We start from the raw sequence: 10,097 nt of genomic DNA, 5'->3' as shown, positions 1-10,097 counted from the left end.
ACACCGTGCCGGACGAGGCAACGGGCGCGGCCGACCGCTTCGTACCGGACGGGCCGACCCTGGCCACCGACCCCCTGATGCTCTACTTCACCTCCGGCACCACCGCTCAGCCCAAGCTCGTCCAGCACACCCACATCTCGTACCCCATCGGCCATCTGTCGACGATGTACTGGATCGGGCTCAGGCCCGGAGACGTCCACCTCAACATCTCCTCCCCGGGCTGGGCCAAGCACGCCTGGTCCAACCTCTTCGCCCCCTGGAACGCCGAGGCGACCGTCTTCATCCACAACTACACCCGCTTCGACGCCACCCGCCTCATGGCCGAGATGGACCGCTGCGGCGTCACCACCTTCTGCGCCCCGCCCACCGTCTGGCGCATGCTCATCCAGGCCGATCTGACGCAGCTGCGGCACCCCCCGAGGGAGGCCGTCGCCGCCGGTGAGCCGCTGAACCCGGAGGTCATCGAGCACGTCCGGCGCGACTGGGGCGTGACGATCCGGGACGGCTTCGGCCAGACCGAGACCGCCGTCCAGGTCGCCAACACCCCCGGTCAGCCGCTCAAGACCGGTTCGATGGGCCGCCCGACGCCCGGCTTCAGCGTCGTCCTCCTCGATCCGGTCACCGGCGAACCCGGCGACGAGGGCGAGATCAGCCTCGACCTGACCGGACGGCACGGCCGCCCCGTCGGCCTGATGACGGGCTACGAGGGCGACGAGGAGCGCACCGCCGAGGCCACCGCGGGCGGTTACTACCGCACCGGCGACATCGGATCGCGCGACGCGGACGGCTACATCACCTACATCGGGCGCGCCGACGACGTCTTCAAGGCGTCCGACTACAAGATTTCGCCGTTCGAGCTGGAGAGCGCCCTGCTGGAGCACGAGGCGGTCGCCGAGGCCGCCGTCGTCCCGGCGCCCGATCCGCTGCGGCTGGCCGTGCCGAAGGCGTACATCGTGCTGGCCGAGGGCTGGGAGCCGGGGCCCGAGACGGCGAAGGTGCTGTTCGCGCACTCCAGAGCGGTGCTGGCGCCGTACAAGCGGGTGCGGCGGCTGGAGTTCGCGGAGCTGCCCAAGACGGTGTCGGGCAAGATTCGCCGGATCGAACTACGGGAACGCACGGCGAGTGGAGAGGGCGTCGAGTTTCATGAGGGAACCTGATGAGCAGCAGCTCCCCTTCATGTGACCACCACGGCATGTGACCGCAAGGAGACACCATGACCGACCCGATCTCCGACGCCGCTCCGCCCCCGGCCGCCCTCTCCTACGCGAGCGGCACCGCGGACCTGCCGCTGCTCGGCGACACCATCGGCGCCAACCTCGCCCGGGCCATCGAGCGCCACGGCGACCGCGAGGCGCTGGTCGACATCCCCTCCGGCCGCCGCTGGACGTACGCCGAGTTCGGCCGGTCGGTCGATGCGGTGGCCCTCGGGCTGATGGCCAAGGGGGTCGGCAAGGGCGATCGGGTCGGCATCTGGGCGGTCAACTGCCCCGAATGGGTGCTGGTGCAGTACGCCACCGCCCGCATCGGCGCGATCATGGTCAACGTCAACCCCGCCTACCGCGTCCATGAGCTGCGGTACGTACTGCGGCAGGCCGGGGTGTCGGTCCTCGTCTCGTCCACCGAGCACAAGGACAGCGACTACCGCCGCATGGTCGAGCAGGTGCGCGCCGAATGCCCCGCCCTGCGCGACGTCGTCTACATCGGCGACCGCACCTGGGACGGGCTGGTGCGCGCGGGCGAAGCGGTGCCGGAGGAGAAGCTGGCCGAGCGCGAGGCCCGGCTGTCCTGCGACGACCCGGTCAACATCCAGTACACCTCGGGCACCACCGGCTTCCCCAAGGGCGCCACCCTCTCCCACCACAACATCCTCAACAACGGCTACTTCGTGGGGGAGACGGTCGGCTACACCGAGCAGGACCGGATCTGTCTGCCGGTGCCCTTCTACCACTGCTTCGGCATGGTGATGGGGAACCTGGGCGCCACCACCCACGGCGCCTGCATCGTCATCCCTGCCCCCGCCTTCGACCCGGCCGCCACCCTCTCCGCCGTCGAACAGGAGCGCTGCACCTCGCTGTACGGCGTCCCCACCATGTTCATCGCCGAGCTGGCCCTGCCCGACTTCGCCACCTTCGACCTCACCTCCCTGCGCACCGGGATCATGGCCGGATCGCCCTGCCCGGTGGAGGTGATGCGGCGGGTGGTCGCCGAGATGCACATGGCCGAGGTGTCCATCTGCTACGGCATGACCGAGACCTCCCCGGTCTCCACCCAGACCCGGCGCGACGACGACCTCGCGCGCCGCACCGGCACGGTCGGCCGGGTGCTGCCGTACGTCGAGGTCAAGGTCATGGACCCGGCCACCGGTCTGACCGTCCCCCGCGGCACCCGGGGCGAGCTGTGCACCCGCGGCTACTCGGTGATGCTCGGCTACTGGGAGGAACCGGACCTGACCGCCGAGGCGATCGACCCGGCTGGCTGGATGCACACCGGGGACCTCGCGGTGATGGACGAGCACGGCTACGTCCAGATCGTCGGCCGGATCAAGGACATGATCATCCGGGGCGGGGAGAACGTGTACCCGCGGGAGATCGAGGAGTTCCTCCACACCCACCCCAAGATCGCCGATGTGCAGGTGGTGGGCGTACCGGATGAGAAGTACGGCGAGGAGATCCTCGCCTGCGTGATCCTGCGCGAGGGCGCCACCGCGCTCACCCGCGACGAGCTGGCCCGCTTCTGCCGCGGCCGGCTGGCCGCCTTCAAGGTGCCGCGCCATCTGCGCGTCATGGACGCCTTCCCGATGACGGTCAGCGGCAAGGTCCGCAAGGTCGAGCTGAGGGAGACGGGCGCCCGCGAGCTGGCCGGGGTCCCGGAGTCCCGTACCGACCCGGACCGGAGAACCCAGCCCACTCGATAACGTGTTCTATCGCACCGCGTTCGGGAGGCAGCCCTTCACCCCGGACTCGGCGCCCCGGCTGAACGCCGATACCCGCTGCGAGGCGTTGCCGTGGTCGGAGGTGTTCGTCCACGGCGTCTCGTCGGCGAGCGCCGACAGCGCGTCGGCCAGTTCGTCCGTATCGCCGTCCTCGAAGGTCAGCGTCTTGTCCCGGGCCGCGCCGAAGAGGACGGCTCCCGCCAGGCAGTCGGCCTGGAGTTCGCGGGCCAGGTCGACCAGGCCCGCGTCCAGCCGGTTCTGGATGGCGTGCCCCCATTCATGGGCGATGACCAGGTAGACCCAGGCGTCGCCCCGCTGGTGGCCCGCCCGCATCAGGTCCATGTCCCACGCCACGTAGTCGCCGCCCGGGCAGTAGACGGCGTTGTCGTCGGGGAGCGGGGTGCCGCCGCAGGCGGGCGCGGTGCCGTTGGCGCCGTCGTACGCGCCCAGGACCCGCGGCGGGCGATAGGTGCCGGTGAAGAACTCGTTCCAGTGGGTGGACCAGTAGGTGTTGGTGATGGACACCGCCGCGTTGATGTCCCCCTCCACGCTCTCCCCGGTCCCCGGATCGGGGAACGCTCGGCGTTGGTCGCGGACCGGCTGGTCTCCGACGGCTGCGGCAGCCCACCACCGCCGCATCCGGCGACCGTCAGCAGGGTTCAGGACGGTCAAGACGGTCAGGAGCGACGCCGCGATCCTCGGGTACCAGGGGACAGCCATCGAATGCGGCCTCCGGCCGGTCGTGAACGATGGGGGCGGTGCCTCAACCGAAGCGCCCCCCGGTCATGAGCGCAAGTCCAGGCCGGAGGTGAAGGAGCGCACCAGCTCCGCCAGCGCACGCGGGCGCTCGAGCAGCATCGCGTGCGACGCGTCCAGCGTGTGCACCGCGATGTGCGGGTGGTCGGCGGCGAGTGCCGCGAGACGCCCCTCCAGGCCCTTCAGGTACGCGGCCATCAGCTCGCCGAACCACGCCAGCTCCGGGCCCTGGTCCGCGAGCCGCGTGCCGCGGACGAGCAGCAGCGGGCGGGTCAGCCGGCGGTAGACGGGGAACAGGTCCAGCTCGTCCAGCACGTCCAGCATCTCCACTCCCCGCTCCCGGTCGGGCCGCAGATACAGCTGTCCGTCGCCGGTCTCGCCGAGCGAGCGGCGTATGCCCTCCTCCAGCAGCTCGGGCGCGAAGCCCAGCTGGTCGGCCATGGCGGTCTGCTGGGCGCGTACGGCCTCCAGCCCCTCGGGCGGGAACGCCTGGCCCGAGGCGGCGCGGGCGAACTGCCTGGCCCGCTCCAGGCCCTCGGCGACGGTGTGCGGGTCGAGACCGGCGTAGTGCTCGGGCCGCCCCAGGCCGAAGCCGTCGAGGTTGACCGCGCCGGGGGTGCGCGGATGGGCGTCCGCGTACAGCGCGGCCAGCATGCCGCCGAGCGAGTGGCCGACGAGCACCGCCTCCGGGACGCCGCACGCGTCCAGGACGGCCTCGATGTCGCCGAGTACTGCCGCGGTCGTCCAGGGCTGCGCCCCGCGCCCCGAGTGGCCGTGCGCCCGCAGGTCCATCGAGAGGACCCGGTGATCGGTGACCAGGTGCTCCGCGAACCCCGACCAGTCGGCGAGGGTGCGGCCCGCGCCGTGGATCAGCAGCAGCGGGACGCCGCTGCCGCCGTGGTCGCGGACGGCCAGCGTGACATCGGCGTGGTCGACGGTGAGGTCAGTGGGCATGGTTGAGCGCTCCAAGGGGTCGTGGGCGGGATCGGGGACCACGGTAGAGCGCCGGAGAAGGGCGAAGATCGTCCGTGAAGAGGAGGCGGAACGGCCCTCGTTCGGGTGACAATGAATGAGGCTCATCGGCGCGGCTCACGCGCGGGGCGGGCCACAGCGGATCAGCGTGTCTGCGGGGTCGTTGACGGGCTGTGGGGTGCCGGTCAGGTCCATGATGAAGAGCGGAATGTGCAGCGCGTCCGCGCGCGCCCGCGCCTCCTTGGCGTAGCCCGCCAGCGAGAAGAAGACGCTCACCGCCGACTCGTTGAGCCCGTTCAGCCACAGGCACTCGACCTCGCGCAGCCCGGTGGGGCGGGTGGTCGGATCGACCTGGGCGACGACGCCCTTCCCGTACAGGTCCACCCCGGACGCCGCCGGGTCGTCCGGCCGCCGCAGACACCCGAAGCCGAGCCACCGCAGATACTGGGCAGCGGCGGTGACCGCGTCCCGCGCGGTACGGATCGTCACCGGCCGGAACGCCGGACGCGGGGTCGGTTCGCTGTCCTGATGACTTTCCGAAGCCTCCGGAACCGGCGCGACCGGTACCCGGACGACCGCCCCGCAGCCGCAGCCGAACTCCGGCTGCGGCCAGTGGCCCTGACGCCCGCAGGACGGGCAGTCCACCGTCACCCATATGTCCTGCCACGTGCGGTGCCCGATCTCCTCCGGCGTGCCGTCGCGCAGCACCGGGAGGGTGAGCGGCGCGCCGCACGAGCACGGGAAGGTGGGCGGAGTGAACGACTGCTCGCGGCGGCACGCGGGGCAGCGCACCGGCACGCTCTCTGTCATCTGACGCTCCGTAGCGGATGTCTGCGGTAACGGGGCCATGTTCTACGAAGCGGGGGAGGGACGGGAGGGACTTGGGCGTTCTGCCCACCTCCAGTGGGACGCCCGCGTGAGGCCGGGCTGGACGCTTGACGGATGATGCCCGGAGTACGCGCCGCGCGAGGCTGCCGGAGGCGCGGCCGGGCGCAGTAGGTTGGCCGCGTGAGATTGAGGGTTGAGTTCACCACCGAGCCGTTCGACCTCGACGAGGTGCCGCCGCATGCCGTGGTCGCCCGCGAGGCGGTTCAGGCCGCACCGCTGGACACCGTCGACGTCGGCCCGTTCGGCAACACCGCGGAGGGCCGCGCGGACGCCGTGCTGGCCGCCGTGGACGACCTGCTGCGCAAGTCCCTGGAGGCGGGCGCCACCCGGGTCTCGCTCCAGGTCAACGTCGTCGCGGAGCCCGACGCGTGACCGGCCCGGCGGACGCGGACGCGGACCACCCCTTCGTCTCGGCGGTCCGGCCGCTGGTCGACGCGATGGGCGGCGAGCTGATCGCCCCCGACCGGGCCCGGGACGACGACGTGGTGCTGTCCTGGGAGGGCCGCGAGGTCGTGGCCGTCCGCCTCCCGGACATCTCGGCGTCCCTCGACCACATCCTCGCCGACCTCCAGCGCCGCCACGGCGTCCCGCTGTCGGCCCTGGACCGCAAGACGAAGCAGGGAATCGTCCGCGCCCTGGAACAGCGCGGCGCGTTCACGGTGCGCCACGGCGTGGAAACGGTCGCGAGCGCCCTCGGCGTGAGCCGCTTCACCGTCTACAACTACCTCAACCGCGAGAAGGGCACTGAGCCCGAGCGCTCCGGGCCGTGACCCGCTTGACGCCGATCAGGGTGCGGTAGCGGGGGCGGGCGGCGAAGGCGCTCAGGGGCCATACGGCAGGGGCGCCGGCCTCGGCGCACAGGTGGAGGACCTGGTCCGGCCCGGCCCAGACGCCCACGTGGGCGCCGTACGCGTCGTCGGTGGCGTTGAAGAGCAGCAGGTCCAGGGGGCGGGCCGCCGTGACGTGGGTCGTGCTCGCGCTGTCGGCCCACAGGTCGCTGGAGCGCAGGGCGGGCGGCTCCAGGCCGTGGTGGCGGAGTACCGCGTACGCGAAGAGCTGGCAGTTGGCGCCCTCGGCGAGGTCCGGGCGCTCGGCGACCGCCGGGGAGCCGGGGAAGCGCGCGCCGACGTAGGGCACGGACCAGAACCGGTCCGGCAGCCGTACGGCGAGTTCAGCGGTCATGGGCCCATCCTGGCGCGCCCGGGCCGCGCCCGGAACCCGCGTTTCCGGTCACCTATTCAACAAAGTGTTGACGTCCGTCGGGGAAGCTCTTAGCTTTCGGGTGTGACTACCAGCGCTCCACCGGGCCTGGCCCGGTTCAACGCGGCGGACCGGCCGGACGTGGCCGCGCTGCTGCACACCGTGTGTGCCAGCCGGGCCTGGGGCGCGGCGGTGGCCGACGGGCGGCCGTACCGCCACGTGGACGCCCTGCTCGACGCGTCCGACGCGGCCATGGCCGGGCTGACCGGCGCCGACCTCGCCGAGGCCATGGCCGGGCATCCGCCCATCGGGCGGCCGACACCGGGCGACGCCACATCGGCGCGCGAGCAGAGCGGGGTGAGCGGCGCCGCCGACGAGCTGCGCGCGGAGCTGCTGGAGCTGAATCTCGCGTACCAGGAGCGCCACGGCCATGTCTTCCTGATCTGCGCCACCGGCCGCACCGGCGAGGAGATGCTCGCTGCCCTCCGTCGCCGGATCGGCAACGACACCAGCACCGAACGCGAGATCGTCCGCACCGAACTGGGAAAGATCAACCGCATCCGGCTGACCCGCCTAGTGACCGCGGAAGCGGCGGAAGGAGAGCGGTGATGGCGACCGCCACCTCCGTGTCCACCCATATCCTGGACACCAGCCAGGGCCGCCCGGCCCCCGGCGTCCCCGTCGAGCTGTCGGTGCGCCCCGCGGGCGATGCCGACTGGGCGGCGCACGCCGCCTCCCGCACCGACCCGGACGGGCGCTGCAAGGATCTGCCCGCCCTGCCCGAGGGCACCACCCACGTACGGCTGCGTTTCGAGACCGAGTCGCGCGGGCCCTTCTTCCCGGAGGTGACGGTCGTCTTCGCCGTCGAGCCCGGCGAGCACTACCACGTGCCGCTGCTGCTCACCCCGTTCGGCTACTCCGTATACCGAGGGAGCTAGCACCGATGCCCATGCTCGGCCAGAACCAGTACGGCAAGGCGGAGACCCGCGTGGTCCGGATGGTGCGCGACGGCGACGTCCACCACATCAAGGACCTGAACGTCTCCGTCGCGCTCTCCGGCGACATGGCGGACGTCCACCGCCACGGCGACAACACCGGTGTCCTGCCGACCGACACCATGAAGAACACGGTGTACGCCTTCGCCAAGGAGCACGGCATCGCCACCGCCGAACACTTCGGCATCGAGCTGGCCCGCCACTTCGTCGGCAGCCAGGAGACGATCCGCACCGCCCGCGTCCGGATCGAGGAGTACGCCTGGGAGCGGATCGAGACCGGCGGCGAGACCCGGCACTCCTTCGTCCGCGCCGGGCAGGAGACCCGTACCGCCCAGGTCCGCTACGACGGCCGGGACTGGGAGGTGCTCTCCGGCCTCAAGGACCTCACGGTCATGAACTCCACCGACTCCGAGTTCCACGGTTACGTCAAGGACCGGTACACGACCCTGCCCGAGGCGCGCGACCGCATCCTCGCCACCGATGTGCACGCCCGCTGGCGCCACGGCTGGAGCGACGCCGCGCGGCCCGAGCCGGACTGGGACGCCGCGTACGCGGACGCGCGCGCCGATCTGCTGGCCGCGTTCGCCGAGACGTACTCGCTCTCGCTCCAGCAGACGCTGTACGCGATGGGCACGCGCGTTATCGAGCGGCGTTCCGGGATAGACGAGATACGGCTCTCGCTGCCCAACAAGCACCACTTCCTGGTCGACCTCGCGCCCTTCGGACTCACCAACGACAACGAGGTCTACTTCGCCGCCGACCGGCCGTACGGGCTCATCGAGGCCACCGTCCTGCGGGACGGCGCCGAGGCCAGGATTCCCACCGACTGAACCATGGAGGGCTCCGCCCCGTGAACCGCATCGTCATCGAGAACTGCGCCATCGCGACCGTGGACGCGCAGGACACCGAGCACGCCTCGGGTCATGTCGTCGTCGCGGGCAACCGCATCGAGTCGGTGGGCCCGGGCCCGGCGCCGCAGGGCCTGGACGGGGTGGCGCGCCGGGTCGACGGCACCGGCCATCTCGTCACCCCGGGCCTGGTCAACACCCATCACCACTTCTACCAGTGGCTCACCCGCGGCCTCGCCCAGGACCACAACCTCTTCGACTGGCTGGTGGCGCTCTACCCCACCTGGGCCCGGATCGACGAGCCGATGGTGTACGCCGCCGCGCGCGGCTCGCTCGCGATGATGGTGCGCGGCGGCGTCACCACCGCCATGGACCACCACTACGTCTTCCCGCGCGGCGCGGGCGATCTGCTGGGCGCCGAGATCCGCGCGGCGCGCGAGCTGGGCGTACGGTTCACCGCCGCGCGCGGCTCGATGGACCTCGGCAGCTCGGACGGCGGACTGCCGCCGGACTTCGCCGTCGAGAGCACCGAGGACGCCCTCTCCGCCACCGAGGAGGCCATCGACACCCACCACGACGCCTCGTTCGACGCGATGCTGCGGATCGCGGTCGCGCCCTGCTCGCCCTTCTCCGTCACCACCGAACTCATGAGGGAGAGCGCCGAGCTGGCCCGCCGCAAGGGCGTACGGCTGCATACCCACGGCTCGGAGACGGTCGAGGAGGAGAAGTTCTGCCACGAGCGGTTCGGGATGGGCCCGACCGACTACTTCGCGGACACCGGCTGGCTCGGCGAGGACGTGTGGATGGCGCACTGCGTCCACATGAACGACGCCGACATCGCCGCCTTCGCCCGCACCGGCACCGGCGTCGCCCACTGCCCGTCGTCCAACGCCCGGCTCGCCGCCGGGATCGCCCGGGTGCCGGATCTGCTCGCCGCGGGCGTGCCGGTGGGGCTCGGGGTGGACGGCACCGCCTCGAACGAGTCCGGCGAACTGCACACCGAGCTGCGCAACGCGCTGCTGATCAACCGGCTCGGTGACCACCGCGAGAAGGCGCTGACGGCCCGCCAGGCGCTGCGGCTCGGCACCCACGGCGGGGCCAGGGTGCTGGGCCGCGAGGGCGAGATCGGGTCGCTGGAGCCGGGCAAGCTGGCCGATCTGGTGCTGTGGAAGCTGGACGGCATCGGCCACTCGACGATCGCCGACCCGGTCGCTGCGCTGGTGCTGGGCGCGGCGGCGCCGGTGACCCTGTCGCTGGTGAACGGCGAGCCGGTGGTGGAGGCGGGGCGGCTGCTCACCGCCGACGAGGACGCCATCGCGCGCGACGCGCGGGACGAGGCGCGGCGGCTGGCCCGTATCGCGGCGGAGGGGTGACGGCAGCGGTTCGCGAGGCAATACATCGGATGTGTCGAGTGTGTGGAGCTGCGGTTAAGCGCCACTGAGGCGTGCGCGGCACTTTATGTCCCGTTGACATCCCACCTTTACGGCTCTAGGTTCCGGTACGCGG

The 10,097-nt window shown here is 71.8% G+C and carries 12 protein-coding genes; 8 read left to right on the top strand and 4 right to left on the bottom strand.

Going from position 1 to position 10,097, the window contains the following annotated elements; translation table 11 throughout:
- Nucleotides 1-1,157: AMP-binding protein (locus tag SSOG_RS10970; RefSeq protein ID WP_063631551.1), on the top strand; the 1,157-nt coding region annotated here is incomplete at its 5' end.
- Between the two features lie 56 nt (nucleotides 1,158-1,213).
- Nucleotides 1,214-2,914 (top strand): AMP-binding protein, encoded by a 1,701-nt coding sequence (locus tag SSOG_RS10965; RefSeq protein WP_009714289.1) that lies wholly within the window; start codon nucleotides 1,214-1,216, stop codon nucleotides 2,912-2,914.
- Nucleotides 2,915-2,920: 6 nt separating this feature from the next.
- Here the strand turns inward: SSOG_RS10965 and SSOG_RS10960 are convergent, their stop codons facing one another.
- The 3 genes from SSOG_RS10960 to SSOG_RS10950 form a co-directional block, all read right to left on the bottom strand.
- On the bottom strand, nucleotides 2,921-3,481 hold the full coding sequence (locus tag SSOG_RS10960; RefSeq protein ID WP_167542483.1) for a neutral zinc metallopeptidase: 561 nt from the start codon (nucleotides 3,479-3,481) through the stop codon (nucleotides 2,921-2,923).
- Between the two features lie 234 nt (nucleotides 3,482-3,715).
- The gene (locus tag SSOG_RS10955) at nucleotides 3,716-4,642 is read right to left on the bottom strand and encodes an alpha/beta fold hydrolase (RefSeq protein ID WP_009714287.1); all 927 of its coding nucleotides are present in this window, start codon (nucleotides 4,640-4,642) and stop codon (nucleotides 3,716-3,718) included.
- 135 nt (nucleotides 4,643-4,777) lie between these two features.
- Entirely contained in the window at nucleotides 4,778-5,470 is a 693-nt protein-coding gene (locus SSOG_RS10950) for a hypothetical protein (RefSeq protein ID WP_039937181.1), read from the bottom strand.
- A 198-nt stretch (nucleotides 5,471-5,668) separates the two neighbouring features.
- Here SSOG_RS10950 and SSOG_RS10945 point away from each other — a divergent pair, with 198 nt between their 5' ends.
- Complete coding sequence (locus tag SSOG_RS10945; RefSeq protein ID WP_009714285.1) at nucleotides 5,669-5,920, top strand: YkoF family thiamine-binding protein; 252 nt, start codon at nucleotides 5,669-5,671, stop codon at nucleotides 5,918-5,920.
- The gene (locus SSOG_RS10940; RefSeq protein ID WP_009714284.1) at nucleotides 5,917-6,318 is read left to right on the top strand and encodes a helix-turn-helix domain-containing protein; all 402 of its coding nucleotides are present in this window, start codon (nucleotides 5,917-5,919) and stop codon (nucleotides 6,316-6,318) included. The genes SSOG_RS10945 and SSOG_RS10940 overlap by 4 nt, the downstream gene beginning before the upstream one ends.
- Here the strand turns inward: SSOG_RS10940 and SSOG_RS10935 are convergent.
- Complete coding sequence (locus SSOG_RS10935; RefSeq protein ID WP_009714283.1) at nucleotides 6,275-6,730, bottom strand: NlpC/P60 family protein; 456 nt, start codon at nucleotides 6,728-6,730, stop codon at nucleotides 6,275-6,277. The genes SSOG_RS10940 and SSOG_RS10935 overlap by 44 nt on opposite strands.
- Before the next feature lie 102 nt (nucleotides 6,731-6,832).
- Between SSOG_RS10935 and uraD the strand changes: the two genes are divergently transcribed.
- The 4 genes from uraD to SSOG_RS10915 are packed head-to-tail and all read left to right on the top strand — an operon-like array spanning nucleotide 6,833 to nucleotide 9,964.
- Nucleotides 6,833-7,357 (top strand): 2-oxo-4-hydroxy-4-carboxy-5-ureidoimidazoline decarboxylase, encoded by a 525-nt coding sequence (gene uraD, locus SSOG_RS10930; protein WP_009714282.1) that lies wholly within the window; start codon nucleotides 6,833-6,835, stop codon nucleotides 7,355-7,357.
- Nucleotides 7,357-7,686 (top strand): hydroxyisourate hydrolase, encoded by a 330-nt coding sequence (uraH, locus tag SSOG_RS10925; protein ID WP_039937179.1) that lies wholly within the window; start codon nucleotides 7,357-7,359, stop codon nucleotides 7,684-7,686. Before uraD ends, uraH begins: the two co-directional genes overlap by 1 nt.
- Nucleotides 7,687-7,691: 5 nt before the next feature.
- Nucleotides 7,692-8,573 (top strand): factor-independent urate hydroxylase, encoded by an 882-nt coding sequence (gene pucL, locus SSOG_RS10920; RefSeq protein WP_009714280.1) that lies wholly within the window; start codon nucleotides 7,692-7,694, stop codon nucleotides 8,571-8,573.
- Between the two features lie 20 nt (nucleotides 8,574-8,593).
- Nucleotides 8,594-9,964 (top strand): 8-oxoguanine deaminase, encoded by a 1,371-nt coding sequence (locus tag SSOG_RS10915; RefSeq protein ID WP_039937177.1) that lies wholly within the window; start codon nucleotides 8,594-8,596, stop codon nucleotides 9,962-9,964.
- The last annotated feature ends 133 nt before the right edge of the window (nucleotides 9,965-10,097 follow it).

It is taken from the genome of Streptomyces himastatinicus ATCC 53653, from assembly GCF_000158915.1.
GTDB lineage: Bacteria > Actinomycetota > Actinomycetes > Streptomycetales > Streptomycetaceae > Streptomyces > Streptomyces himastatinicus.
Note: the sequence above shows the minus strand (reverse complement) of the source record. Positions and strands in the feature narration are given on the sequence as shown.